A 23,982-nucleotide genomic window follows, 5' to 3' on the forward strand; every position below is an offset into this window, starting at 1 on the left:
TGATCACACTAAGAAAAGATAAATCAAAGGAGATATTCTATTATGATACAAAAACTGAAGGTGTGGTTGTCCCAGGAAAATGTCTCTAAAGATTTAATTTTGCTACTGGTAATCGGTGGACTATATTCCATTGGTATCTTTCTTTCGAGTACTTTTGTTAACGTTTATTTATGGAAACAATCAAATAGTTATGCAGATATTGCTTTATATAATCTGTGTATTTATATTATGCAGCCGATCACATTTATTGTGGCCGGAAAGTGTGCAAAAAGAATTGATCGTGTTATTGTCTTGCGCGCAGGCGTAACGGTTCTTTCCTTGTTTTTTTTAACTGTTCTTTTTATCGGAGATAATGCTGCAAAATATAATCTGTTGTTAGGCGGCCTGCTCGGGGTAGGGTATGGTTTTTACTGGCTGGCTTATAACGTGTTGACATTTGAAATTACAGAGCCTGATACAAGAGATTTTTTTAACGGGTTTTTAGGAATCCTTCAGTCTTTTGGCGGGATGACAGGCCCTCTCTTTGCCGGATATGTGATTTCACGTATGAATCAATTTACGGGCTATACGGTTATTTTTACGATTTCCTTCAGCTTTTTTATTATTGCAGTTATCATTAGTTTTTTCCTATCAAGAAGGAAAGCAAAAGGGAATTTTTCTTTTAAAAGGATCATTCTTGAACGCAAGCATAACAGCAATTGGAATAAAATTTTGAAGGCTCATATTTCTCAAGGATTTCGAGAAGGAACATTTTTATTCGCGGTGACAATTTGGATTTATTTAGTTACCCGGGATGAATTTTCCCTCGGGATATTTAATCTGGTGTATTCTGGGTTTTCGTTATTGTTTTATTTTCTTGTGACACGGTGGATTAAACCTGGAAAGAGAAAACAGGCGATTTTTCTTGCCGGTCTGTCGCTTTATTTATCTGTAGTTTTGCTCATTTTCAGTAATAGTCTGCCTCTGATCTTATTTTACGGGGCCATCGCAGGTGTGTTCTTCCCTGTTCTATTTGTGCCGTACCTGTCGTTGACATATGATGTGATAGGAAAGGCATGGAATGCAGGGGAAATGAGAATCGAATATATCGTCGTTAGAGAGATTTTTCTTAACGCGGGCCGCATCCTTTCTATTCTCATATTCTTGGTTGCCATTGTATTTATAACGCCGGAAACAGGGATTCCGTATATTCTTCTGATTGTAGGGGGCGGGCATTTCTTTATTTACTTTTTTATTAAGGATATTAACTTCACTCCGAAAGAGAGTGTCAGCTAAAATCTCTAGTTCTTTATTAGAAAAAGATGCTATACTAAAAAATAGAGAATTTTTTCGAGTAAGGGAGAGGAACTTATGGGGAAGAAAGCTGGCAGGAGTAAGTCGCACTTACCTTTCCGTTTAAATATCGTTTTTTTCGTAGTGTTTTTGCTTTTTGCAATATTAATTCTTCAACTTGGTGTCGTGCAAATACTTACAGGACAAGCTGCCCAGGATCAGATTGACCGTACCGAAAATACAACGACGACGATTCCTGTACCTAGGGGGGAAATGTATGACAGATATGGACGGTTAGTCGTTAACAATGAGCCCCTTTATTCAATTACATATACACCGCCGAAAGGTGTACAGCCAAAGGATAGACTTGAATTGGCGGAAAAGCTGGCTCAATATATAAATATGGAATATGAAGATAAATTAACAGAACGTGATTTAAAAGATTATTACTTTTTAATTAATGAAGAAGAAATATCCAAGCGTATACCGGAAGAAGACTTAGAGGGGCTTGATAATGGGGAAGTTTATAAAGCTCAAATTGATTCGATAACGGAAGAAGAAATCAGCAGTTTTGATGGCGATACACAGGAAATCATTGCTATTAAAAAAGAGCTGGACCAGGCTTATGCTTTGGCTCCCCACGTTGTGAAAAATGAAGGGATAACCGAGGAAGAGTATTCTATTGTCGCAGAGCATTTGCCGGAACTTCCCGGAATTAATGTAACTGCCGACTGGGACCGTGAATATTTATTTGAAGATACTTTCAGAAGCTACATTGGGAACATTACAACGAGTGATCAGGGGATACCTCAAGAAATGGAAGACTATTATATGTCGCTCGATTACAGTCGTAATGACCGTGTAGGCATAAGTGGAATTGAAGAACAATATGAAGAGGTTCTAAGAGGCACGAAAGAAAAAGTACAGTATACAACGGATAGTGACAATAAAGTCGTAAACACAGATGTTGTCCGTGAAGGCTCCCGTGGTAAAGACTTAATGCTTTCCCTTGATATGGAGCTTCAGCAGGAAGTTGATAAAATTGTTGAAGAAGAGCTTGTAAAAGCGATTGAGCAGGAGCCGGCTGCTAACCGCCATATGGAAAACGCGATTGTCGTCATGTCAGACCCGAATAATGGTGAGATACTCGCCATATCAGGGAAAGAATATAATCGAAACCGTGAATCAGGAGAAGAAAAAGTATCCAATGTTGGCCATCAAGCCCTTTATAATGCATACATGCCCGGTTCCACTATAAAGGGTGCAACCGTATTAACAGGTCTAAATGAGGGTGTAATCGGTCCTTCAACTTATGTAAATGACCGGACACTCAGATTCGCTGGTTCTCCTAATAAGAGCTCTTACCGATCAGGTATCGGAAATGTAAACTATTATTCCGCCCTGCAGCAATCTTCCAATGTTTACATGTATTTTATTGCTATGTGGATGGGCGGCCATGAGTATGTAGATAATGGTCCTTTAAATTTAAAAAGTGATACAATGCAGCGATTTGTTTATCACTTTAATCAATTTGGTTTAGGGGTGGAGACAGGGATAGACTTCCCATACGAAGCCCGGGGGTTTGAAGAAATGGATTTCCCTAATCCAGGGGTAGTGCTCGATTTTGCCATTGGCCAGTACAGCACATATACAGCCATGCAGCTTAATCAATATGTTTCCACAATTGCTAATGGAGGAAACAGAGTACGGCCTAAACTCGTTCGAGAAATTCACAATCCAAGTTCTGATGGAGAAGGTCTGGGTCCGCTTTATAAGAAATACGATACAGAAGTTATGAACAATCTTACTATGGACAAAGAAGATATCCAGCGAGTTCAGGAAGGTTTCCGTGCTGTGTTTCAGCCGGGTGGAACCGCAAATAGCTATTTTAGTGGCGCGGACTATCAGGCGGCTGGAAAAACGGGTACAGCCCAGCAGCAAAAGTATTATACTCAAGAAAATGGAGAGTCTGTCGGATATGAGACCCTTAACCTGACGATGGTTGGTTATGCTCCATATGATAATCCAGAGGTAGCTTTCTCGGTGATCGTGCCATTTACCGGAGAAGACTCCAACACGAGTATAAATGGATATATTTCCCGTAGGATATTAGATGCTTACTTTGATTTGAAAGAAGAAAGAGCTGAAGCAGGAATTAAGAAAGAATTAACAGAAGCAGATGAAGAGTGATGCCACATAGGCGTCACTCTTTTTTTGTGTTAATTTTTCCAATTGGCAAAATCGATCATTTACAAAACATTTACGTTTAATATATATGGGCTTAAAGTTGTGTCTTTATGATATGAATTGTGAGTTGGTCAAGCCAACATCCAAACATAAGAGACTTAGGGGGAAGTAGTTAAATGAAGAACTTTAAGATTTTCGCTTTACTATTTGCATTTATTTTAGCAGCAGGAGTACTGGCTGCTTGTGGATCATCTGAGGATTCCAGTTCAGGTGAAGGAAGCGGAGAAGGAGAAGCTGAACAATCAGGTTCTATCGTCGTAGGCGGATCCAGCGCCATGCAGCCTCTAGTCGGCGCGGCAGCTGAACAATACATGTCAGACAACCCTGATGCTCAAATTGACGTACAAGGCGGCGGGAGCGGCACAGGTCTTAGTGAAGTAGCGGCTGGAAATTTTGATATTGGTAACTCTGACTACTTTGCTGAAACTAAAGAGGACATCCCGGCTGACGAACTAACTGACCACAAAGTGGCCGTAGTTGGTATGACTGCAGCTGCTCACCCGGAAGTTGGCGTAGAAGAACTATCTAAAGAAGATTTAAAAGCAATTTTTACTGGTGAAATTACGAACTGGTCAGAAGTTGGCGGAGCAGACCAGGAAATTACTCTTGTAAACCGTCCGGATGGTTCCGGAACACGCGCTACGTTCAATGAATTTGGATTGGATGGCGAAGAACCAGCAGAAGGAATTACTGAAGATTCTTCTAACCGTGTTATGCAAATTATAGAGGAGACTCCTGGTGCAGTAGGCTACCTTGCATTTTCATACTTTGAACAAAGTGAAGACATCATTCCTTTAGCAATTGATGGAGTCGAAGCAACAGATGAAAACGTAAAAAGCGGAGAATTTCCTATTTGGGCCTATCAGCACAGCTATACTCAAGGCGAACCAGAAGGTCTGGCTAAAGAATTTCTAGATTATATGATGACTGAAGAAGTTCAAACATCCCTTCTTCCACAGCAAGGATATATTCCAGTCACTGAAATGCAAGTAGAACGTGACGCAGAAGGCAACGAAACTGAAGTAAAGTAATTTGAGCATCAATGAAAGTGAATAGGGAATGGCAGAGGGTTGGCCGGTTCGTCTGCTGATTTTAATATAAGTGCTCAAAGCTTATGTTAAAACCAGACAAACCGTTCAGCCCCTTTCCCGTGCATTAGGAGGAGTATATTATGGCGAACGTTCAAAGCTCTGAGAAGGATAACCATAGATTATTAAAAAACAATCGTTCATCAGGTAAACACAATGAAACACGAGGTAAGATTCTTGTATTTTCAAGTGCATTCTTAGTAATTGCTGCTACCATCGCAATTACTTTATTTCTAGGTTATAAAGGCATAAGAACTTTTTTTGCCTTTGACGTAAACTTGTGGAATTTTCTTACAACGACAGGATGGGATGGGACAGAGAACAGCGGTGCCCTCTCATTTATATTCGGATCATTTGCAGTTACCTTCCTGGCGGCATTATTTGCAGCTCCATTAGGGATTGGAAGTGCAATCTTTATGACAGAGATAGCAAAAAAATGGGGACAAAAAGTGATGCAGCCTGTAATTGAAATATTAGTAGGCATTCCATCTGTCGTCTATGGATTAATTGGTGTGACCGTTATTGTTCCATTGATAAGAGATAATATTGGAGGGATTGGTTTTAGTTTACTAGCAGGAATGGTCGTAGTTGGCATTATGATTCTTCCAACGATTACCAGTATTTCTGCCGATGCGATTAAAGCGATTCCTGATGATATAAAAAATGCGTCCTACGGTCTGGGAGCCACAAGGTGGCAGACAATATATAAAGTTATTCTTCCGGCTGCCCTTCCTTCCCTGATGACTGCGATCGTATTAGGAATGGCCCGGGCATTTGGAGAAGCTTTAGCTGTACAGATGGTAATAGGAAACGTAAGAGGGCTGCCTTCATCTATAACCGATTCTGCAGCTACCCTTACTTCTATAATTACTTTGGATATGCCACACACCACTTATGGAAGTGTTCATAACAGCTTACTTTGGTCTCTGGGACTCTTCCTGTTAATTATGTCCTACGTGTTTATTATTGTCATCCGTGTCGTGTCCTCAAGGAGGAAAGTGTAATGAACAGACGTTTTACAAACACCGTAGCCACATCAGCTTTTGTTTTATGTGCAGTGATAATGTCAGCAACCTTAGTTTATCTGCTAGGTTATATTCTGACCAATGGTTTTTCATATGTTGATCTATCTTTCTTAACATCTGACTCCAGTTCATTTATGGAAGGCGGCGGAATCAAGAACCAGCTTTGGAATTCATTCTATATCTTAGTGGTTACTCTAATTTTATCAGTCCCTCTTGGAATTCTTGGCGGTATCTATCTTGCTGAATATTCTCGTCCCGGTAAATTAACAAACATCATTCGTACGAGTGTAGAAGTATTATCATCACTGCCCTCTATAGTAGTAGGTATGTTCGGCTTACTCGTATTTGTTCAATATATGGGATTAGGTTACTCCATTATTGCAGGTTCACTTGCTTTAACAGTTTTTAACCTGCCAATTATTGTGAGGGTTACAGAAGATTCCATCAGATCTGTACCTGTGAAACAAAAAAATGCCAGTCTGGCTCTCGGTATTACACACTGGCACACGGTAAAAACCGTCCTTGTACCGGCTGCATTTCCCGGTATCTTAACAGGAATTTTACTTTCTGCCGGAAGAATATTTGGTGAAGCAGCAGCATTGTTGTTTACGGCAGGTCTTTCTACGAACAATTTACAGTTTGATACGTGGAACCCTTTTGACAACAATTCACCGCTTAACCCTTTTCGATCAGCAGAAACGCTTTCGGTCCATATTTGGAAAGTAAATTCACAAGGGATCATGCCAGACGTAGATGCCATTGCGGCAGGTTCAGCGGCTGTACTCATTATATTTGTTCTTATCTTTAATGTAACAGCACGAGTGATCGGCAATATTATTTTCAAAAAGATTACCGGTTCTAAGTAGGAAGGGGAGCATATTAAAATGGTCAACCTTAATATAAAATCGAAAACTTCTACGCAGGAACAGAAAAAAACGAGTTCAAGCGTAATAGATAATAGAATGAAAGAACAGGCAGAAGTCCAGCTGAATTTGGATAATCTCAGTGTCTTTTACGGAAATAATCAGGCAGTGAAAAATGTAACAATGCCTATTGAAAAAAATAAAGTAACGGCTTTTATAGGACCTTCCGGATGCGGAAAATCCACCCTATTAAGAACGATAAACCGTATGAATGACCAAATTAGAATTGCCCGTTATGAAGGAAAAATCATGTACGATGGAATAAATATACTCAATAAAGACATTGACGTAGTAGCTTTGAGAAAAGAAATTGGGATGGTGTTTCAGGAGCCCAATCCTTTTCCGAAACCTATTAAGAAAAACATCACACATGCTCTTCAGTACATGAAAATGTCTAAAGTAAATATGCAGGAGATAGTAGAAACTTCATTAAAGCAGGCGGCACTGTGGGATGAAATTAAAGACAGGCTGAATGATTCGGCTTTATCATTATCCGGCGGGCAGCAGCAGCGACTTTGTATTGCGAGAGCTTTAGCTCTTCAGCCTAATATTCTGCTATTGGATGAACCAACTTCGGCGCTGGATCCGATATCTAGTGCAAAAGTCGAGGACTTAATCATGGAACTGAAAGAACATTACACAATTGCAGTCGTTACCCACAACATGGAGCAGGCAGCCAGAATTTCAGATAACACAGCATTTATGTACAATGGTGATTTAGTAGAATATGGTGATACCTCAAGCTTATTTACAAATCCAAAAGAGCAGAGGACGGAAGATTATATCTCCGGTAAATTCAGCTAATGTCAGTCCTAATCGATGAAAAAAGGATGAGTCTTATGGAAAAACATTCATATGAAATTGAAAATCTAAACTTGTGGTATGGGAGCAACCAGGCGCTTTATGAAATAAAAATGGACATTCCGACTAATAAGGTCACAGCGATTATCGGTCCTTCCGGCTGCGGAAAGTCCACATATTTAAAAGCATTAAACCGAATGGTGGAAATGGTGCCGGGAGTTAAAGTCTCCGGCAGAATTAAATACCATGGAGATAATATTCTTGAATCCGGCTATCACCCTGAAGACTTGCGAACTAAAGTGGGAATGGTTTTCCAGCATCCGAATCCATTTCCAAAATCAATTTATGAAAATGTGGTTTTTGGAGCCAGAATTCAAGGTATACGTAAAAAAGCTGTCCTCGATGAAATGGTGGAAAGAAGTTTAAAGCAGGCAGCGATTTGGGACGAAGTGAAAGATCGTCTCCACACAAGTGCAATGGGGCTGTCGGGAGGACAGCAGCAGAGGATTTGTATAGCTCGTGCGCTGGCAAACGAGCCCGACGTCATACTGATGGATGAGCCTACTTCCGCCTTAGATCCCATTTCGACACTGAGAGTTGAGGAACTGATTCATCAGCTAAAAGAAAACTATACGATTGTAATTGTCACTCACAATATGCAGCAGGCTTCAAGAGTGTCGGATCGTACAGCCTTTTTCTTAAATGGCGAACTAGTTGAGTATGATGAAACATCCCAGATTTTTTCTAACCCGCGTGATCGCCGTACAGAAGATTATATCAGTGGCAGATTTGGATAATTTGAAAGGTGGAAATAAGAATGCAAACTCGCCGTTTTTTTGATGAAGAACTAAATCAATTGAAAAAAGAAGTGGAAGAGCTGGCAGAGGATACAAAGCAGGTATTAAGAAAAGCCGTAAACGCATTATACGACAGTGACTTAGAAGCCGCTCAGACTATTATAGATAGTGATAATATTTACAACAGCAAAGAACAGCATATAAATGAATCCGCCTTAGTTATGATTGCTAAACAGCAGCCTGTCGCTTCGGATTTAAGAAGGCTGATCGTAGCTATTAAAATTTCAACAGATTTAGAAAGAATGGCAGACCATGGGAAAAATATTGCAAAAGCAACACTGCACTTAGGAGAAAACCATCCGATATCTATCCACCCATCAATTAAAGACATGATGAATTCAGCGCTGGAAATGGTAGATACAGCAATAAATGCCTATCATTTGGAAGATGTATCATTTGCGCGTCTGCTTGCTGAAAAAGATGATAAGGTGGATAAACTGTACGGACAGGTGACGAAAGATTTGCTTGAGTTAACCGCAGATAATCCGGATCAGATTCAAAACATCATGCAAACGGCATATATATCCCGCTATATTGAACGCTTCGCCGATCATATTACTAACATTGGAGAAAGCATCCTTTATTTAATTAAAGGTGTCTCTTATGACTTAAACGATTAAGAACAAATAGTCTTATTCATAACGGTTAAGAGTCTTTCTTGAGGGGTGTTTTTCTATATTATGGAAAACGAAACCGGTTAAAGACAGGGACTATTAAAAAAAGTTTGGTCAGCCACATCAATATATTTAAAAAGCAGAAAACCTACGGAAAGGTTCCGTAGGTTTTTCCAGTTCATCTATTTTCTTATTATTGACATTACTGCCTTGTAATCGTATCAGCAATTTCATCTCGGTTCATGCCTTTTACGATTTCAAATTCTCCTATTTGGACGTATTCAGTAAGATTGCGATCATTCATATAAGTATTAAAAGATTCGGCATTATTAATAAAGCCTTTATCCTCTAAGGTCTGATAAACCTCTGTAGGACTTGTTCCTTCTCTTATTACTAATTTATATGTAGAAGGTTCTTTATTCTTGGTGATTTCTTTTTCTTTATTCTCATTCTTTTCGTCTTCTTTAATTTTCTCTTTCTGTTCTTTATTTTCCTTTAATAGCTCTACTTTCTCAACTTCCGAAACCCTGGCTTCGAGCTCAAATAATTCTTGGTCTGTCAGAACTTGATAATTATTTGCTTCCAATTTCGCGATGATTTCTTCATCGGTGATTGCCTTAGCAGCTTCTGATGAGTTTTCGGGTAAAGCTGTGTAGAAAATACTAATGATCACAGTAGCTGTCAGCAATCCGATTGAAAAGAATTGAAGGGGCTTTTTCATTGTCTCACACCTTTGACTTCTATCTTACTGACAATGCTGTGTATATCTTCCTGACTGAGTTGAGTTTCTTCGGCAATTCGCTCTTTTGAATAGCCTCCGCGGTACATACTTTTGATCGTCTGCTCGAGACGTGGTTTAGAAAAGTTTTGGTGGCTGGTGAACGGTTTAGCCCCGGGCTTTTCTAAATCACCGGCCAGCAGCTCTTCCTCTAAAACATTTAATTTCTTTTTTACCAGATATGTATCTTGCATAGCTTGAATGGACAACTGTTCGACTTGTTCTTCTATATCTTTTAAGCGGTCGTTCATAAACATAGATGTAATGAACAGTACAATGGCCACTGAAGCTAATGTAATGAATACAGTTGTCATTTTAGTATCTCTCCTCTCTTTTTCCAGGTATAGTTATACCATAATACGAAAAGGATATCTATGTATTTTTACTTATAAGAATAGTACTTGAAAGACGGAAGAAGTTTTGGTACGATAAGTAAGTCTGATTATGTGATGAAAGACAGTGAATAGATTTTTTAATTTGGAGGGATAATTATGCGTGTAAATGTTACTCTTGCTTGCACTGAAACTGGTGACCGTAACTATATTACTACAAAAAATAAGCGTACTAACCCAGAGCGTATTGAACTTAAAAAGTACAGCCCGCGCCTAGGTAAGCATACGCTTCACCGTGAGACTAAATAAACAGCAGGAGATTGCCTCCTGCTGTTTTTTTTATATTGTTTTGGAGGAGGAGTGTAATTGAAAAAGAAAGCTTTAAGGGAGCATGGGAAGCTCATCCTAAAATCTTTTTCCGACACATTTAAACAGGAGACAGAATTAAACATTCACCGGCAGCTATTTAATTCTGAAAGCTTTAGAAAAGCAGCTTCAATAGCTGTCACGGTTTCTTTTAAGCATGAGTGGGATACTTATGCGATTATAGAGGAAGCGTGGAGGCAGAAGAAACGTGTAGCTGTACCGAAATGTGACCCAGTATCAAAACAGATGACTTTCTATTATTTACATAATTTCAAACAGCTTGAATCGGTGTATTACGGGTTAAAAGAACCGGATCCAGAGAAGTCAGAGGCTGTTGAAAAAACAAACCTTGACTTAATTATTGTTCCAGGTCTGCTCTTTGACAGGAAAGGGTACCGAATTGGTTATGGGGGAGGCTTCTATGATCGCTATTTAAACAATTATGAAGGAGAAACACTATCTATATTATCAACTAAACAGCTTATTAATGAGGTACCCGTGGAGCCCTTTGATGTAAAAGTTAATCAACTGATAACTGAAGAAGGAAGTATCACCTGTCAAGAATAAATAATCTTCTGCTGGCTCATCCTACCTTTAAACAGATTGTTTAGGAGGATTCGAATGAAAACTTTAAAAATGCTGCTGCTTGTATTAATTCCAGCTGGAGCCGCAGGATATACGTTTAGAAACCGACTTGTTTCCTTTATTGCTTCTGTGCCGGTTCTGCGTAAGTATGCTGTCCGTACAGCAATGCGCATTCCCTTTGTAAGGAATAAATTCATGAGTCAGCTGTTTCGCTCATAGATTTAAGGAAAAGCTGCTTGCTTATCAGGCAGTTTTTTTATGAGCTTTTTCGGACACATATAGTAAATAAGCATGATATGATCGAAGAAAGGAGGGGTGAGCTGTGTACATTAGACAAGAGTATTACTTATGGAAGCTTGCTTATGAACTGGTCAGCCAATTCAACTTTGACATCCTCCATATGGAAAGGGAAAAGAGTGAAATATGGCTTGAAAAGGAAGAAAAAGGAGAGCGTCATATTTTTCGTCTAATGCACAGTGCATTTAACTGGCGAAATGAGCTTAGAAGAGATTTAGATAATGTCATACAGCAGATAAGAAAGAACAATAAGCTGCTTGGCGGTAGAAATGTACACGTTCACTGCCTGTATGTTTCTCAATATCCTCCTGTTGACGAATGGGAGAATGTCGATGTAAAAACGGATGGATTATTAAAAAAACTGCATATTCACTATCTTGATGATGAAGAAAAACAGAAGGATGATTTAAGAATTTCTCCAGTATTAGCTGATGTTCGTGTAAATGGTGGGGAACAGCTGGATGGGGCAGAAATGGAAAGCTATGTTGCCTATTTTAAGGAGCAGCTGGCTGCACTGCAGCAGAAAAAAATTAAAGAAGTACAGGAGATTTTTTCCTTTGGAAAACCGTTGTTCACGTATATTCTGCTCGCTATTAATCTGCTCATGTTTGCCTGGCTGGAGATGGCCGGCGGAAGTACTTCAGTCAGAACTCTTATTGAAATGGGGGCCAAGTATAATCCGGCGATCATTGACGGAGAGTGGTGGAGAATCATTAGTTCAATGTTTCTTCACATCGGAGTTTTTCATTTATTAATGAATATGCTGGCTCTCTATTATTTAGGGATGGCGGTAGAACAGATCTTTGGTTCTGTAAGGTTTCTTATTATTTATTTCCTCGCTGGGATTTTTGGCGGGCTTGCAAGCTTTGCTTTTAATCCGAGCGTAGCCGCAGGAGCATCTGGGGCTATATTCGGTTTATTTGGAGCACTTCTTTATTTCGGATTAAAAAACAAGCGGATTTTTTTTCAAACGATGGGATATAATTTAATCTTTATTATCACAATTAATGTTGTGTTTGGATTTGCTGTTCCCCAGATTGATAACGGGGCACACCTCGGAGGATTAGTTGGAGGATTTTTAGCTTCCGCAATGGTAAGCCTCCCTAAAAGAAAAGAAGCGCTAAAACAAGTCCTAAGTATTATTGTTTATACAGCAGCTGTTTTATTTCTTGTATATACGGGAGTAGCTGGTGAAAACTCAGGGGAGTTCGGGCTGGCAGAAGTCCAGTTTTCACAGGAATTAATTGATGAAAAACAATTTGAGGAAGCGATCGGACGTACGACTGATGCGCTGGAGAATCCAGGAATGTATGAAGCGGAGTTGCTGTTTAATCGATCATTTGCCTTTACCCAGACGGAAGACCTTGCATCCGCACAGGCTGATCTTGAAAAAGTAATCGAGCTTCGACCGGAAATGGCTGAAGCTCATTATAATCTTGCCTTAATATATCAGGCAAATGAATTATTAGATCTCGCAATAAATCACGCCACAGAAGCAGCGCGGTTGAACCCTGACGAGGAGCAATTTAAAGAATTGGCGGAAAAGCTTAGTAATACTGAATGAGCTGATGATTTTCTCCCTTGTCGTCTTCAAATAAAACCATTAAATGAGTCCCTTTTTTATCAAACAGCAGCAGAGGTTCATAGCTCTGGATGGGGTGTGTTGTGCTGTTTGAATCTTTAATACCGAGTACGTAGTTTTTATATAAGCCTTCCCAAAGCTGCCCGTATATTCGTTCAAATTGAGCCGGGTCTGTATACGGGAAAGGATTTTTTTTGCTGTAATTTGCTAATTCAGTCAAAGGGGCTTTAATATATTGGTCTGTTGACAGCTGATAATAATCCATCAGTTCCTCCCACTGCGCTTCAAGCTGCTGATTAATAGAGTTATCCAGCTTTTTCTGCCATTGTTCTTCTTCAGGAGATTGAGGTTTATGAAAAGCGATTCTGCTAGTATGTGGAGAATCAATGATATAGAGGCGGTCACTTGAAACAGCCTGAATACTCTTAATCACGTTATTTTCGTGAAACTCTCCATAATGAAAAGACAATGCTTCATACCTTTTCGTATCTTCTCCGTGAAGGTATGAAAGCTTATGAATTTCATTTACATCCTGCTTCCACTTATTTACTACTCCTTTGAGGCGTCCGTTTACATAGAGAAGTGAAATGTCCTGTCTTAAATAGGCAGGCTGATCACTCTTTGAGAATACTTCCCACTCTACCTCGTATTCATCATCTCCCTCACTTTCTTTAAAGGCCAATGTCGTAGAGGCTGTATCGAATTTTCTTTCTTCATCAATAGGAAAGTATTGAATGACAGATATTTCCTTATGAGAAAAATGAAAATATGTAATGACCATCCCGACGAGAAAAAGGCCGATATATAACCAGATGTATTTCATTACATCCACTCCCTGTCCATGCTCTATGTTACTTTATGAAACCTAAAGAATAGACATGCTAAAAATTTCTTTATAATAGGAGAATGTTTTTTCATTAATGGCACAACCTAAATCTGATAAGTAAGATTAGGGGCGGACGTTATGAAGAGAAAAGAACAGCCGATATTCAGCCAATATGATGATAATATAAAATATTTAACAAACTACTTAGGGGTAGATGAGAGTTTTGATGTCATCCATCTCGACCTTTTATATGCCAATAGAAGAATGTCTCTCTTTATGATTGATGGGTTTGTAAAGGATGAGATCCTTCACTATTTAATGAGGGAGCTCGCACATCTTGAACCGGATGATTTAGATCCGGATCCCCTGGAGAAATTATTTAAAACCCGCCTTTCTTATGTTGAATTGGATAGAGTGAAGGATCTTAACCAGGCAGCAGATCTCGTACTGGCAGGACCAACTGCGCTCGTAGTAGAAGGTATCGATGAAATTATTATGATCGATGCCAGAACTTATCCCGTAAGAGGACCAGAAGAACCTGATCTCGAACGGGTGGTGAGAGGTCCTCGTGATGGGTATGTGGAAACCATTGTTTTTAATACGGCTCTCACCCGAAGGAGAGTAAGAGACCATTCGCTCCGGATGGAATATATACAAATCGGCAGGCGCTCACAAACAGACGTATGTCTTTGTTATTTAAAAGAAATTGCCGATGATGAAAGGGTTGAACATCTGCGCCGCGTTCTTCATGAAATAGACACAGACGCCCTTCCTATGGCAGAGAAGACAGTTGAAGAGTTCATCAGCGGACGTCACTGGAACCCTTACCCGGTAATTCGATATACGGAGCGTCCGGACACAGCAGCTGCTCATCTTTATGAAGGTCATATTCTAGTAATAATTGATGGTTCCCCAAGCGTCATGATTACCCCTGCTACATTTTGGCATCATATGCAGCATGCTGAAGAGTACCGGCAGAAGCCGCTCGTCGGTGCTTACCTGCGCTGGGTTCGATTTATTGCATTATTTGTATCCATTTTTCTGTTGCCGCTATATTATTTATTTTCTATTCAGCCAGAAATTCTCCCGGTAGACTTATCCTTCTTTGGTCCTGAAGATACAGGAAGAATCCCGCTAATCATTCAATTTTTAATAGCTGAGATAGGAATTGATATGCTTAGAATGGCTGCTATCCACACCCCATCCTCACTAGCTACGGCTCTGGGGCTTGTAGCCGCCATTTTAATAGGGCAGGTAGCAGTAGACGTAGGACTGTTTTCAATAGAAGTAGTTCTTTATCTTTCAATTGCTGCAATAGGGACGTTTGCAACCCCTTCCTATGAAGTAGGTATGGCTGATCGCATCACCCGAATTGCCCTGTTGATTGTTACCGGCTTATTCGGTGTAAAAGGATATATGATTGGAATTACCTTCTGGATCCTTTATTTAACTCATATGAATACTTTTAAGACACCTTATTTTTGGCCATTTATGCCTTTTTCTTTAAGGCCTTTCAGGGACGTGTTTATTCGCTCCCCAATTCCGCTAAAGAATCGCAGGCCTGTATTTCTTCATCCGAAAGACCCCGACCGATAATTTTCCCGGCCGGGGATTTTTAACGTTTTCATTAAAGGGAGCGATTGGTATAATAAAAAAAGGTGATTAAAAATGAAAACAATTTATGATGTACAACAATTATTAAAAAAGTTCGGGACTTTTATCTATATTGGTGACCGCCTTGCTGAGCTTGAACTAATGGAAGAAGAGATTATGGAATTATACAAGTCTCAATGTCTTCCTAAAGAACAATTTGAACTTGCTGTCATGCTGCTCAGGTCTGAAATAGCAGTACTAAAAGATAAAAAAACAGGAGAGTGATTTGGATGAAAGAATTATACAGTATTGGAGCAGATATTGGAGGAACTACTGTTAAACTGGCTGTAATTTCTACAGATGGGGTAATTGTGAAGAAATGGGAAATTCCAACAGATACTACAAATAAAGGGGCAAATATTACTGCAGATATTAAAACTGCCATCGAATTGGCATTAAAAGAACTCGATCTACATAAGTCTTCAATATTAGGAATCGGGGCAGGAGCCCCTGGTTTTGTTGACTCGAGTACAGGATACATAAATGAAGCGATTAATATCGGCTGGAAGAATTTCGATTTTGGAAATGAACTTCAGGAACTAACGGGACTTCCTGTATGGGTGGATAATGATGCCAACCTGGCAGCACTTGGGGAAAACTGGCTAGGAGCCGGACGAGGAGTAGACAACATGATTGCTGTTACTCTCGGAACAGGGGTTGGCGGAGGAATAGTTGCTAATGGTGAAGTTATTAATGGAGCAAATGGGACGGCGGCAGAAATCGGCCACATGCTCGTTAAAACTTCCGGGGGAGCTCCATGTAACTGCGGGAGAAGTGGGTGTCTTGAGACAGAAACGTCGGCAACAGCTATTGTAAGGAAAGCAAAGGAAAAGTTTCAAGAATATCCAGATTCTAATCTGTCTAAGCTAGATAACATTACGGCAAAAGATGTGTTTCAAGCGGCGCATCAAGGAGATAGAGCGGCGGCAGAAGTCCTTCAAAACGTCACAGATACACTGGGACTTGCGCTTTCAAACTTAACAGTGGTTACAAATCCGAGCAAAATAGTTCTGGGCGGCGGTGTTTCCGCAGCTGGGGATCAACTGTTAACTCCGCTAAAGGAAGCCTATGATTCTTATGTCCTCCCACGTGCTGGAGAAGCTTGTACTTTTGAGCTCGCTGAACTCGGAAATGATGCCGGAGTTATCGGAGGAGCTTTTCTCGTCAAGCAGTATCATAAAGGATAAAAAAACTGTAGGGTTTGTCCTTAAGGAAATCGTCTATGTATTGTCTGCATCGTCTGCACAGAAGTGAAACTATATTTTGTGAAACTTTTATGATACTATATTCGTCATAATAAAATGGACGCGGTTTTAAAAAGAGATAACCGTGGATTAATTTAAAAACATCTTTGTGACTACACATTTGTTTGACGTTGCGGGGTGAAGGAGGACAACACCATGCAGTTGAATAGATTGCGCCTACCCTTATTTATAATTGCCTCATTCTTATTTGGGCTGAAAACATACTTTGTTTACAGATTTATGTTTGACTTGTCCATTGAGAATGCACTCCAGGAATTTATTTTATTTTTAAACCCGCTGGCAAGCGCCTATTTTGTTTTTGCCCTCAGCGTATGGCTGAAACCAAAAAACCAGATAAGATACTTGCGCGTGGCCATGTTGCTTGGAACTCTTGTTTTATATTTTAATTTAGTTTTTTATCGCAACTTTACCGATTTTATTACTATCCCAGTTCTTTTTCAAGGAAGTAATGCGGCAGATTTAACATCTAGTATATTGACACTCATTCACTTTGAAGATTTGCTTCTGCTTCTGGATGTAGTATTAGTCTGGTATTTAAGTAAAAGGCTTGAAGAACCAGCTGTCATTTTGAACCGTCATGCGAAGATTGCAGCTACAGCCGTTACTTTTCTGCTGCTTGCCGGAAACGTAGTGCTTGCAGAAATTGAACGGCCCATGCTGTTTGTTCGTGCATTTGACAGAGAGTATCTCGTAAAAAATATCGGCCTCTATAATTACCATTTATATGATGCGACCATGCACACAAAGACAAAAGCACAGAGGGTTTTCGCTGATGGAAGTGATGTAAATAAAATTGGTAACTATATGAGAGAGGAAACTGGATCAAACGAGCCTTCGGAGATGTATGGAGTAGCTGAAGACAAGAATGTGATTTTCATTAGCGTTGAATCCTTTCAAAATTTCCTCTTAGATTCAGAGATAAATGGAACGGAAACGACTCCGTTCTTAAATGATCTTAAAGAAAGCAAGGATACGATCTGGTTCAAGAATTTTTATCATCAAACGGCACAGGGGAAAACCTCTGACTCGGAATTTATTACAGAAAACTCGCTTTATCCATTGGACCGTGGAGCTGTTTATTTTACTCATGCGCAAAATGAGTATCATGCACTTCCAGAAATATTAAAAAATAATGGATATTATTCTTCCGTTTATCATTCGAATAATAAGAGTTTTTGGAACCGTGAGGTAATGTACGAGAATATCGGTTATGATCATTTTTTTGGTGAAGAATCCTTTGAAGAAACACCAGAGAATACATTTGGCTGGGGACTTGAAGATAAAGAGTTTTTTAAACAGTCCATACCATATTTAAAAGAACAAAAGCAGCCATTTTACAGTAAATTTATTACGTTAACCCACCACTTTCCATTTGAACTGCCAGAAGAGAAAGCAAACATCGATAAGTATAATTCTGGATCACAGACCTTGAATCAGTATTTTCAGACAGCCAGGTATACAGATGAGGCACTTGAAGGTTTTTTCAAAGAGCTGAAAGAGGCCGGGCTTTATGAAGATTCAATTATAATCTTAATGGGTGACCATTATGGAATCAGTGAATTTCACAATAAAGCAATGGGTGAATTCCTAGGTAAAGAAATCAATCCATATGAACATATGAAGCTCCAAAGAGTACCCTTTATGATTCATATCCCAGGATACGAAAAAGGAGAGGTGCGAGAAGAAGTCGTAGGGCAGATTGATGTAAAGCCGACTTTATTAAACCTTCTTGGTATTCAGGATATGAGAGACTTAAATTTTGGCTCGGATATGTTTTCAGAAGACCGTAAAAATTTCATTGCCATGCGTGATGGAAGCTTCGTAAGCGACGAGTATATTTATACTAAAGATATCTGTTACGAGAGGGAGTCAGGAGCAGAGATTGCCCCAGAAGAAGAGGCATGCCAGCCAATTCGGGAAAAAGTAGATAAAGAACTTCAATATTCAAACGATATTATATATGGTGATTTGTTCAGGTTCTATGAATTTAAATAAGTAAATGAAAAAGCCATTGTGGAAACTATCCATAATGGCTTTTTGCTTAACTCACTTCTCTTTAGGGTAGGTATAATTACGTATCTTTTAGTGAAAGATTTAGATAGATAAAAAGGGGGGACAAGCGTTATGTTTTCATTTGAAAATGTATCCTGTGGTCCATTAAAGAACTTGAATTTTAAAATTGAGAGGAAAGAGCGGGTTATTTTATTTGGTCCATCAGGAGCAGGGAAAAGTACGCTGTTGTTTCTATTTAACAGACTATACAGCCCTGATTCAGGAACTATTTATTATGAAGGTGAGAATATTGTAAATCAATCAGTTTCTCAATTGAGGAAAAAAGCAGGACTTGTCCTTCAGGAACCGAATCTTTTCCCGGGAACGGTTATAGATAACCTCAAATATGGACCCAGTCTTTTTGAGGAATGGGAAGGGAAAAACGGGGGGGAGCTTCTTGAATATGTACAGTTGCCGGCTTCATACTTAGAGAGAGATGTAGAGCAGCTATCTGGTGGGGAAAAACAGCGAGTTTCACTGGCCAGGACACTGGCGAATAAGCCAGAAGTACTTTTACTCGATGAGCCGACAAGCGCTCTTGACTATCGGACAGCAGAAGAAATTGAGGAGGTCCTGGATCGTTTAATTAAAGAGAACGGTTTATCTATGATTATGGTAACCCATAATTTAAAGCAGGCAGAACGCCTGGGGAATAGAGGTTTGTTTTTAATGGATGGAACAATAAAAGAAGATGGAAGATTACCTGACATGCTGAACCGACCTGCATCTCGGGAACTTGCAGAATTTCTTGAAGAGTAGAGGGAGAGATCGCTTATGGAGCCGGAAATTACAAATCAGTCCTTATTATTTCTTATCATATTTGTGTTAATCCCCTTGTCTCTTTCCTATTTATATCAACTGGGAATGAGCAAGAACATTATGTGGTCTTCTATCAGGGGGACCATTCAGTTATTTGCCATTGGATACTTACTTACCTACTTATTTGATTTACCTGCGGTTATAGGAATTCCAATTATGATTAGTATTATGATCGTAGTCGCTTCTTTTCATGCGCGTAAGAAAGGGAAAGAACTACCGAATGTTCTCTGGTATCTTTTAGTTGGCCTCATAATTATAGAAGCCGGGGTGCTGAGCATGTGGCTGGCGTTTGATATGGTACAATTCACCCCCTCAGAAGTCATTCCGATGAGCGGAATGGTTATAGGAAACAGCATGGTAGCTATGGGGCTGGCACTTGAAAGAATGAAAAATGAATTTAAAGAAAACAACGGCCGTTTATTAGCTGCTCTTTCATTAGGAGCTAAGCCGAAAACAGCCTCTAAACTGATTGTTCAAAAAACACTAAACGCAGCATTAATACCTAATGTGGATCAGTTAAAAACAATTGGACTTGTTCAGTTGCCGGGTATGATGACAGGGCTCATCCTCGGGGGGGTCGATCCTGTAATGGCGATTAAATATCAGCTCGTCATTTCTTTAAGTATCTTTTCATCTGTTTCACTTAGTGCGATGTTTATCACCCTGTCCATGTATAAATACTTTTTTAACGAAAATGACCAGCTGCTCCGAACAGAAGAAGAAATACGGGCCCAATCCCACTAAATAAACCAGCTGCTAATTATGTAGCTGGTTTTTACTAGGATGATGAAACTTGCTTTTACGGTTTCAACGCAGATTACTGGAACAAAAGAAAAAAGACTGAGAAAACAAGTCGTTTCCTCCAGCCCGATTCTCTATGTGAAGCAAAAGGAACTCTAAAATTTTTCTGCAGCCAGTAAAAAACCAGCAGCTATAATAGCCGCTGGTTTTTCGATTTAGCCGAACAAGTTTGCATAAATGGTCATGATGGAGAACCATCCAAAAACAAGAGCAGACAAGCCTGCAAAAGCTACAGCAAAAAAGTTTTTAGTTTTCAGTTCTCGAAAGACTGCAAAAATGCACAGAATCGTAACAATTAAAAGAAGAATGGCTGTAAACATATTTATGACCTCCCAAGTGCTTTTCCTTAGTATCACCGCAAAGTTAAGGATGTTATACTTATTCTATGTAGCGCTTTAATCTCCATTTATTTTATATGAAAAGCGCTGATTTGTCGAGTCTTCTCGATTGAATTTATAACGGTTAAGAAGAGGTGGACGTCATGTTGAAAATTACCCGGCTTCCTTTAGGGCCATTAGGAACAAATGCTTATATTATAACTGAACAGGGAAAAGCACTTATCGTTGACCCTGGCGGTGACTTTGAAAAACTGAAAAATTTAGTGAGTGAGAAAAAAGTAGAAGTACTGGCTGTAATATTAACTCATGCCCATTTTGATCATATTGGGGCTGTGGAAGAAGTAAGAAATGCATATAATGTACCTGTTTACTTGCATAAGGCGGAACACAACTGGCTCACAGACAGCTCCTTAAATGGATCTTCATTTTTTCAAATGGGAGAAATTACGGCAGCCCCTGCTGAATATGACTTACAACCGGGGCCAATGGAGTTAGGGCCGTTCACATTTGAAATTCGCCACACTCCAGGACATTCACCCGGAAGTGTGTCACTCGTGTTTAGAAATCAGCGGTTTACTATCGCCGGCGATACGCTCTTTCAGAGTGGAATCGGCCGTACAGATCTTCCGGGAGGCGACCATCAACAGCTGATCGACAGTATTAATACTCAGCTGCTGTCGCTTAGAAATGATATGAGAATCTATCCGGGTCATGGAAGCCCGACCACCATCGAAGCAGAAAGATTAAACAATCCTTTTCTCCAATAATAAAAAAACCTGTTATCCGAAGGAGGATAACAGGTTTTTTTAGTGACCTCCAAATGAAGGTACAAGAATAAAAGATGAGTAGTACGTAAAACCAATCATAAATACTGTCAGGTATGAAAAGAATATGTATACATACATACGTTCAGACAGCTTCAGAAAGCCAATTGTAAGGAAAAAGGCCGTTTGAGCAAGAGATAAAAATGCCGCTTCCACCATGTCTCCCGTATAGAACAAGACAGCAAAGATACCCGTCCAAAAAGCCAGCATTCGAAAGGTGCGGTCCATGCTTTTCCCCCTCCTTTTTCATCTAACATCGTAAAACTATCATCCATATTATAAACGACTGCACGCTGAAAGTAAATATAACGTGGTAACGTTTACTATCTTTCCTCCTTTTTCCTATTTTTAAACATTTAAAAAATAATCGAAGAATGTCGAAAAAATAGGTTTAAATTATTGTACAAAGGTTATACAATGATTATACAGAGAGCGAATCTCATCAATACTTAAAGGAGCGATCATGATGGAAGGATTAACGTTTTACAGCTACCCGAGTTGCACATCTTGTCGCCGTACGAAAGCTTGGCTTAAGAGTCAGGATATTGCTTTTAAAGAACAACACTTGTTTAGAGATACCCCTAACACCGAGGAGCTTAAACGGATTCTTTCTTTAACAACTAATGGAATTGATGAAATTTTAGCCAAACGGAGTAAGGAATTTAAAAAATTGAGCATAAATGTAGATGAAATGTCTGTAAATGAGTTTCTTGAACTTGTCATGGAAAAACCAAAGCTCTTACGCCGTCCGATACTTACGGATGGGGAAAAATTAGTTGTAGGGTACAATGTAGAAGGACTTCGAGGCATAACAAATAGGCGCAAAGAGTTCAGCGAACAAATTTCATAGAATTTAGTACAGTATTTCGCACCATACCGGCGGGATACTGTTTTTTTATGGACATGTTTTTACCGTTGTTTAGTTCTGCTTCCATTAAGCACTCATCCATTTCTTCAGAAAAGGGATGGCAGGTGATGATAACTGACCCCGAGGGAAGTTTATATAGAACGGGATCTGTAAATTCACTGGTTTCCTTCATCATGGTTTGACCATAATTAAGGAGGTTCTGAAGCTGCGCTTGAGAGGTGTTAGACGCAGTAGATATTATTTCATTTTTATATTGATGAGAGATCGACACGGTGATCATAATCATAATAAGTGAAGCGATTAAGAACCATGGGAAAATAAAACCTCTGTCATCATTTAGGAGAATAAATAATTTTTTCATAGGTTTTCCCTTCTGTTGTCCGTAATTCTATAAATAAATGATGATCCTTTTGCGAAATTAAATGAAAGCTCAGATCCTGTATTAATAGTTCGTGTCCAGAACCGTTTACCTGTCGACGGATGTCCTGATTATATTGTGAGATTGTAACCCGACGATCTGTATTATCGATTATGACCAGCGTATCCTTTTCAATCCTCCAATCTCTGCTTCTATTTATTTCATCTTGAATAAAATTGAAATATTGAAAGATGCTCATCTCCGCTGTGTAGGTGGGGCTCTCATAAATTTTTAGAATAGGCAGACTGAACGTAAGGAGGATAGATAATACAGTTAGGGTCATAATCGTTTCGGCTAAAGTGAAACCTTCTTTATGGGAGAGGAACATACAAACATACTTCTTTTTTCTGAGCACGTTTTCCTTCCCCTTTCCACCTGGCGCATCCCTCAATATATCCCGACGACTGTTTTAAAATAAAATCTGCCCATTCCCCGGTCGTATGGATAGGAAAGGAAGTATCTTGATTGATTTCATAAAGCTTACTTTCTAAATCTAGAACATTCATCCGCTCTATTGAGAGGTTTTTTTGCTCCAGGCGCATTTGGCTTAAGAAAGGAAGAGTAAAGAGGATAATAAGGAGCAAAAGTCCAAAGGCGCTTATCACTTCAATTAATGTAAATCCACTATTGTTCATCTATTCTCACCCTGCTTTTTCCAAAAGGAAAAGTAATTTTATATCTGTTCGAGGAGGTTGATATAAACATCGTTCCCGGCCGTTCCAGAGTACCTGCTGTGTTAAAACGAATAGGGACGCTTAAACTTTGAAGCTGAATGGTCCAATCAGGAGGAAAAGTACGAATGAAAACCGATTTTCTGGCTTGTCCATCGTATAAGTAATATTCGTTAGAAGAAGGACGGATCATTATCCAGTATCTAGGGTGATCCTGCATCGTCAACTGCTGGGCGAGCAGCAGATCACTTTTTAGCTGCTCTAAATAAAGATCGGCCTCTGTTTTACTATGGAGTTTAGCTGGTAATGGAGCTGTGAGCAGTAAAAAGATAGAGAAAATAGTCAGTACAAGGATCACTTCGCTGAGCGTATACCCCTTGTTATTCAAGGGGCCTGAATTCTTCCTTCGGAGTATCCGATTGTATCGCCATTCGGGCACGTGGCTGTATTTAAATATCCCTCATCGACGAGCTCGTCAAGAGTTGCAGGATACTCTTCATTTTCTATAAAGTAGGCTTCTACCTGTGCTTCAGCGGTAAGAATCAGAGCTTCACATCCTTTATCTCGAACACTGTCTGTGTTGTTGGTAAGATTAGGAATGGCGATCATTAGGAGGACAGAAATTATAAGCAGGACAATGAGCATTTCTATAAGAGTGAATCCTTTTTGGTTAAACATAA

30 protein-coding genes are annotated in these 23,982 nt (G+C 39.5%); 20 read left to right on the forward strand and 10 right to left on the reverse strand.

What is annotated here, in order from left to right:
- Positions 1-42: 42 nt before the first annotated feature.
- The 8 genes from B7E06_RS09905 (at position 43) to phoU (ending at position 8,833) form a co-directional block, all read left to right on the forward strand.
- Entirely contained in the window at positions 43-1,275 is a 1,233-nt protein-coding gene (locus B7E06_RS09905; RefSeq protein WP_082233822.1) for an MFS transporter, read from the forward strand.
- A gap of 75 nt (positions 1,276-1,350) precedes the next feature.
- Positions 1,351-3,462 carry a peptidoglycan D,D-transpeptidase FtsI family protein gene (locus tag B7E06_RS09910; protein ID WP_082233823.1) on the forward strand — a complete coding sequence of 704 codons (2,112 nt, stop codon included), beginning with the start codon at positions 1,351-1,353 and terminating at the stop codon, positions 3,460-3,462.
- Between the two features lie 173 nt (positions 3,463-3,635).
- Positions 3,636-4,550, forward strand: a complete 915-nt coding sequence (locus B7E06_RS09915) for a phosphate ABC transporter substrate-binding protein (protein ID WP_082233824.1) — start codon at positions 3,636-3,638, stop codon at positions 4,548-4,550.
- Positions 4,551-4,690: 140 nt separating this feature from the next.
- The gene (pstC, locus tag B7E06_RS09920) at positions 4,691-5,611 is read left to right on the forward strand and encodes a phosphate ABC transporter permease subunit PstC (RefSeq protein ID WP_082233825.1); all 921 of its coding nucleotides are present in this window, start codon (positions 4,691-4,693) and stop codon (positions 5,609-5,611) included.
- A complete protein-coding gene (gene pstA, locus B7E06_RS09925; RefSeq protein ID WP_082233826.1) occupies positions 5,611-6,498 on the forward strand; it encodes a phosphate ABC transporter permease PstA in 888 nt (295 codons plus the stop codon). Before pstC ends, pstA begins: the two co-directional genes overlap by 1 nt.
- 96 nt (positions 6,499-6,594) lie before the next feature.
- A complete protein-coding gene (pstB, locus tag B7E06_RS09930; protein WP_218672929.1) occupies positions 6,595-7,359 on the forward strand; it encodes a phosphate ABC transporter ATP-binding protein PstB in 765 nt (254 codons plus the stop codon).
- Positions 7,359-8,153 carry a phosphate ABC transporter ATP-binding protein PstB gene (gene pstB, locus B7E06_RS09935; RefSeq protein ID WP_082233828.1) on the forward strand — a complete coding sequence of 265 codons (795 nt, stop codon included), beginning with the start codon at positions 7,359-7,361 and terminating at the stop codon, positions 8,151-8,153. The genes pstB (B7E06_RS09930) and pstB (B7E06_RS09935) overlap by 1 nt, the downstream gene beginning before the upstream one ends.
- Before the next feature lie 20 nt (positions 8,154-8,173).
- Complete coding sequence (gene phoU / locus B7E06_RS09940; protein WP_082233829.1) at positions 8,174-8,833, forward strand: phosphate signaling complex protein PhoU; 660 nt, start codon at positions 8,174-8,176, stop codon at positions 8,831-8,833.
- Between the two features lie 196 nt (positions 8,834-9,029).
- Here the strand turns inward: phoU and B7E06_RS09945 are convergent, their stop codons facing one another.
- On the reverse strand, positions 9,030-9,548 hold the full coding sequence (locus tag B7E06_RS09945) for an endolytic transglycosylase MltG (protein WP_082233830.1): 519 nt from the start codon (positions 9,546-9,548) through the stop codon (positions 9,030-9,032).
- Positions 9,545-9,919 (reverse strand): hypothetical protein, encoded by a 375-nt coding sequence (locus B7E06_RS21865; RefSeq protein ID WP_179134034.1) that lies wholly within the window; start codon positions 9,917-9,919, stop codon positions 9,545-9,547. Before B7E06_RS21865 ends, B7E06_RS09945 begins: the two co-directional genes overlap by 4 nt.
- A gap of 177 nt (positions 9,920-10,096) precedes the next feature.
- Between B7E06_RS21865 and rpmG the strand changes: the two genes are divergently transcribed.
- The 4 genes from rpmG to B7E06_RS09970 all read left to right on the forward strand — a co-directional run bounded on the left by rpmG (position 10,097) and on the right by B7E06_RS09970 (position 12,749).
- Positions 10,097-10,246, forward strand: coding sequence for a 50S ribosomal protein L33 (rpmG, locus tag B7E06_RS09955; protein WP_082233831.1), 150 nt, complete (start codon positions 10,097-10,099; stop codon positions 10,244-10,246).
- 57 nt (positions 10,247-10,303) lie between these two features.
- On the forward strand, positions 10,304-10,870 hold the full coding sequence (locus tag B7E06_RS09960) for a 5-formyltetrahydrofolate cyclo-ligase (RefSeq protein ID WP_082233832.1): 567 nt from the start codon (positions 10,304-10,306) through the stop codon (positions 10,868-10,870).
- A 54-nt stretch (positions 10,871-10,924) separates the two neighbouring features.
- Positions 10,925-11,107, forward strand: coding sequence for a hypothetical protein (locus B7E06_RS09965; RefSeq protein ID WP_082233833.1), 183 nt, complete (start codon positions 10,925-10,927; stop codon positions 11,105-11,107).
- A gap of 103 nt (positions 11,108-11,210) precedes the next feature.
- Positions 11,211-12,749, forward strand: a complete 1,539-nt coding sequence (locus tag B7E06_RS09970; RefSeq protein ID WP_082233834.1) for a rhomboid family intramembrane serine protease — start codon at positions 11,211-11,213, stop codon at positions 12,747-12,749.
- Here the strand turns inward: B7E06_RS09970 and B7E06_RS09975 are convergent.
- Positions 12,733-13,590, reverse strand: a complete 858-nt coding sequence (locus B7E06_RS09975; protein ID WP_082233835.1) for a hypothetical protein — start codon at positions 13,588-13,590, stop codon at positions 12,733-12,735. The two genes, B7E06_RS09970 and B7E06_RS09975, sit on opposite strands and share 17 nt — an antisense overlap.
- Before the next feature lie 141 nt (positions 13,591-13,731).
- Between B7E06_RS09975 and B7E06_RS09980 the strand changes: the two genes are divergently transcribed.
- The 6 genes from B7E06_RS09980 to B7E06_RS10005 all read left to right on the forward strand — a co-directional run bounded on the left by B7E06_RS09980 (position 13,732) and on the right by B7E06_RS10005 (position 20,126).
- Positions 13,732-15,189, forward strand: a complete 1,458-nt coding sequence (locus B7E06_RS09980; protein ID WP_082233836.1) for a spore germination protein — start codon at positions 13,732-13,734, stop codon at positions 15,187-15,189.
- 72 nt (positions 15,190-15,261) lie between these two features.
- On the forward strand, positions 15,262-15,471 hold the full coding sequence (locus tag B7E06_RS09985; RefSeq protein WP_082233837.1) for a YqgQ family protein: 210 nt from the start codon (positions 15,262-15,264) through the stop codon (positions 15,469-15,471).
- A gap of 5 nt (positions 15,472-15,476) precedes the next feature.
- On the forward strand, positions 15,477-16,433 hold the full coding sequence (locus B7E06_RS09990; protein ID WP_082233838.1) for an ROK family glucokinase: 957 nt from the start codon (positions 15,477-15,479) through the stop codon (positions 16,431-16,433).
- Positions 16,434-16,646: 213 nt separating this feature from the next.
- Positions 16,647-18,506 (forward strand): LTA synthase family protein, encoded by a 1,860-nt coding sequence (locus tag B7E06_RS09995; protein WP_082233839.1) that lies wholly within the window; start codon positions 16,647-16,649, stop codon positions 18,504-18,506.
- A 129-nt stretch (positions 18,507-18,635) separates the two neighbouring features.
- Positions 18,636-19,322, forward strand: a complete 687-nt coding sequence (locus B7E06_RS10000; RefSeq protein WP_082233840.1) for an ABC transporter ATP-binding protein — start codon at positions 18,636-18,638, stop codon at positions 19,320-19,322.
- 15 nt (positions 19,323-19,337) lie between these two features.
- A complete protein-coding gene (locus B7E06_RS10005; RefSeq protein WP_082233841.1) occupies positions 19,338-20,126 on the forward strand; it encodes an ABC transporter permease in 789 nt (262 codons plus the stop codon).
- 212 nt (positions 20,127-20,338) lie between these two features.
- On the opposite strand, the gene B7E06_RS10010 is transcribed toward B7E06_RS10005, so the two are convergent.
- The gene (locus B7E06_RS10010; RefSeq protein WP_082233842.1) at positions 20,339-20,503 is read right to left on the reverse strand and encodes a DUF2759 family protein; all 165 of its coding nucleotides are present in this window, start codon (positions 20,501-20,503) and stop codon (positions 20,339-20,341) included.
- Between the two features lie 161 nt (positions 20,504-20,664).
- On the opposite strand from B7E06_RS10010, the gene B7E06_RS10015 reads away from it, so the two are divergent.
- Positions 20,665-21,288: an MBL fold metallo-hydrolase gene (locus B7E06_RS10015; RefSeq protein WP_082233843.1), complete on the forward strand. Its 624-nt coding sequence runs from the start codon at positions 20,665-20,667 to the stop codon at positions 21,286-21,288.
- 39 nt (positions 21,289-21,327) lie between these two features.
- Here the strand turns inward: B7E06_RS10015 and B7E06_RS10020 are convergent, their stop codons facing one another.
- On the reverse strand, positions 21,328-21,573 hold the full coding sequence (locus tag B7E06_RS10020; RefSeq protein ID WP_082233844.1) for a DUF2626 domain-containing protein: 246 nt from the start codon (positions 21,571-21,573) through the stop codon (positions 21,328-21,330).
- Between the two features lie 238 nt (positions 21,574-21,811).
- Between B7E06_RS10020 and B7E06_RS10025 the strand changes: the two genes are divergently transcribed.
- The gene (locus tag B7E06_RS10025; protein WP_143414480.1) at positions 21,812-22,195 is read left to right on the forward strand and encodes a Spx/MgsR family RNA polymerase-binding regulatory protein; all 384 of its coding nucleotides are present in this window, start codon (positions 21,812-21,814) and stop codon (positions 22,193-22,195) included.
- Here B7E06_RS10025 and B7E06_RS10030 read toward each other — a convergent pair.
- From B7E06_RS10030 to comGC, 5 genes are read right to left on the reverse strand one after another with little or no spacing between them, the layout of a single operon-like run.
- On the reverse strand, positions 22,176-22,574 hold the full coding sequence (locus tag B7E06_RS10030) for a hypothetical protein (protein ID WP_082233846.1): 399 nt from the start codon (positions 22,572-22,574) through the stop codon (positions 22,176-22,178). The two genes, B7E06_RS10025 and B7E06_RS10030, sit on opposite strands and share 20 nt — an antisense overlap.
- Positions 22,546-22,959 (reverse strand): competence type IV pilus minor pilin ComGF, encoded by a 414-nt coding sequence (locus B7E06_RS22415; RefSeq protein ID WP_082233847.1) that lies wholly within the window; start codon positions 22,957-22,959, stop codon positions 22,546-22,548. Before B7E06_RS22415 ends, B7E06_RS10030 begins: the two co-directional genes overlap by 29 nt.
- On the reverse strand, positions 22,943-23,266 hold the full coding sequence (locus B7E06_RS10040) for a hypothetical protein (protein WP_082233848.1): 324 nt from the start codon (positions 23,264-23,266) through the stop codon (positions 22,943-22,945). The genes B7E06_RS22415 and B7E06_RS10040 overlap by 17 nt, the downstream gene beginning before the upstream one ends.
- Positions 23,256-23,690 (reverse strand): competence type IV pilus minor pilin ComGD, encoded by a 435-nt coding sequence (gene comGD / locus B7E06_RS10045; protein ID WP_179134036.1) that lies wholly within the window; start codon positions 23,688-23,690, stop codon positions 23,256-23,258. The genes B7E06_RS10040 and comGD overlap by 11 nt, the downstream gene beginning before the upstream one ends.
- Entirely contained in the window at positions 23,687-23,980 is a 294-nt protein-coding gene (gene comGC / locus B7E06_RS10050; RefSeq protein ID WP_082233850.1) for a competence type IV pilus major pilin ComGC, read from the reverse strand. The genes comGD and comGC overlap by 4 nt, the downstream gene beginning before the upstream one ends.
- Positions 23,981-23,982: the final 2 nt, after the last annotated feature.

The organism is Halobacillus massiliensis (genome assembly GCF_900166625.1).
In the GTDB taxonomy this organism is placed as follows: domain Bacteria; phylum Bacillota; class Bacilli; order Bacillales; family Halobacillaceae; genus Halobacillus_A; species Halobacillus_A massiliensis.

Bases quoted from the DNA above. Each gene is read 5' to 3' on its own strand.
- B7E06_RS09905 (WP_082233822.1), top strand. From the start codon at position 43: ATGATACAAAAACTGAAGGTGTGGTTGTCCCAGGAAAATGTCTCTAAA.
- B7E06_RS09910 (WP_082233823.1), top strand. From the start codon at position 1,351: ATGGGGAAGAAAGCTGGCAGGAGTAAGTCGCACTTACCTTTCCGTTTA.
- B7E06_RS09915 (WP_082233824.1), top strand. From the start codon at position 3,636: ATGAAGAACTTTAAGATTTTCGCTTTACTATTTGCATTTATTTTAGCA.
- pstC (WP_082233825.1), top strand. From the start codon at position 4,691: ATGGCGAACGTTCAAAGCTCTGAGAAGGATAACCATAGATTATTAAAA.
- pstA (WP_082233826.1), top strand. From the start codon at position 5,611: ATGAACAGACGTTTTACAAACACCGTAGCCACATCAGCTTTTGTTTTA.
- pstB (WP_218672929.1), top strand. From the start codon at position 6,595: ATGAAAGAACAGGCAGAAGTCCAGCTGAATTTGGATAATCTCAGTGTC.
- pstB (WP_082233828.1), top strand. From the start codon at position 7,359: ATGTCAGTCCTAATCGATGAAAAAAGGATGAGTCTTATGGAAAAACAT.
- phoU (WP_082233829.1), top strand. From the start codon at position 8,174: ATGCAAACTCGCCGTTTTTTTGATGAAGAACTAAATCAATTGAAAAAA.
- B7E06_RS09945 (WP_082233830.1), bottom strand. From the start codon at position 9,548: ATGAAAAAGCCCCTTCAATTCTTTTCAATCGGATTGCTGACAGCTACT.
- B7E06_RS21865 (WP_179134034.1), bottom strand. From the start codon at position 9,919: ATGACAACTGTATTCATTACATTAGCTTCAGTGGCCATTGTACTGTTC.
- rpmG (WP_082233831.1), top strand. From the start codon at position 10,097: ATGCGTGTAAATGTTACTCTTGCTTGCACTGAAACTGGTGACCGTAAC.
- B7E06_RS09965 (WP_082233833.1), top strand. From the start codon at position 10,925: ATGAAAACTTTAAAAATGCTGCTGCTTGTATTAATTCCAGCTGGAGCC.
- B7E06_RS09975 (WP_082233835.1), bottom strand. From the start codon at position 13,590: ATGAAATACATCTGGTTATATATCGGCCTTTTTCTCGTCGGGATGGTC.
- B7E06_RS09980 (WP_082233836.1), top strand. From the start codon at position 13,732: ATGAAGAGAAAAGAACAGCCGATATTCAGCCAATATGATGATAATATA.
- B7E06_RS09985 (WP_082233837.1), top strand. From the start codon at position 15,262: ATGAAAACAATTTATGATGTACAACAATTATTAAAAAAGTTCGGGACT.
- B7E06_RS09990 (WP_082233838.1), top strand. From the start codon at position 15,477: ATGAAAGAATTATACAGTATTGGAGCAGATATTGGAGGAACTACTGTT.
- B7E06_RS09995 (WP_082233839.1), top strand. From the start codon at position 16,647: ATGCAGTTGAATAGATTGCGCCTACCCTTATTTATAATTGCCTCATTC.
- B7E06_RS10000 (WP_082233840.1), top strand. From the start codon at position 18,636: ATGTTTTCATTTGAAAATGTATCCTGTGGTCCATTAAAGAACTTGAAT.
- B7E06_RS10005 (WP_082233841.1), top strand. From the start codon at position 19,338: ATGGAGCCGGAAATTACAAATCAGTCCTTATTATTTCTTATCATATTT.
- B7E06_RS10010 (WP_082233842.1), bottom strand. From the start codon at position 20,503: ATGTTTACAGCCATTCTTCTTTTAATTGTTACGATTCTGTGCATTTTT.
- B7E06_RS10015 (WP_082233843.1), top strand. From the start codon at position 20,665: ATGTTGAAAATTACCCGGCTTCCTTTAGGGCCATTAGGAACAAATGCT.
- B7E06_RS10020 (WP_082233844.1), bottom strand. From the start codon at position 21,573: ATGGACCGCACCTTTCGAATGCTGGCTTTTTGGACGGGTATCTTTGCT.
- B7E06_RS10025 (WP_143414480.1), top strand. From the start codon at position 21,812: ATGGAAGGATTAACGTTTTACAGCTACCCGAGTTGCACATCTTGTCGC.
- B7E06_RS10030 (WP_082233846.1), bottom strand. From the start codon at position 22,574: ATGAAAAAATTATTTATTCTCCTAAATGATGACAGAGGTTTTATTTTC.
- B7E06_RS22415 (WP_082233847.1), bottom strand. From the start codon at position 22,959: ATGTTCCTCTCCCATAAAGAAGGTTTCACTTTAGCCGAAACGATTATG.
- B7E06_RS10040 (WP_082233848.1), bottom strand. From the start codon at position 23,266: ATGAACAATAGTGGATTTACATTAATTGAAGTGATAAGCGCCTTTGGA.
- comGC (WP_082233850.1), bottom strand. From the start codon at position 23,980: ATGTTTAACCAAAAAGGATTCACTCTTATAGAAATGCTCATTGTCCTG.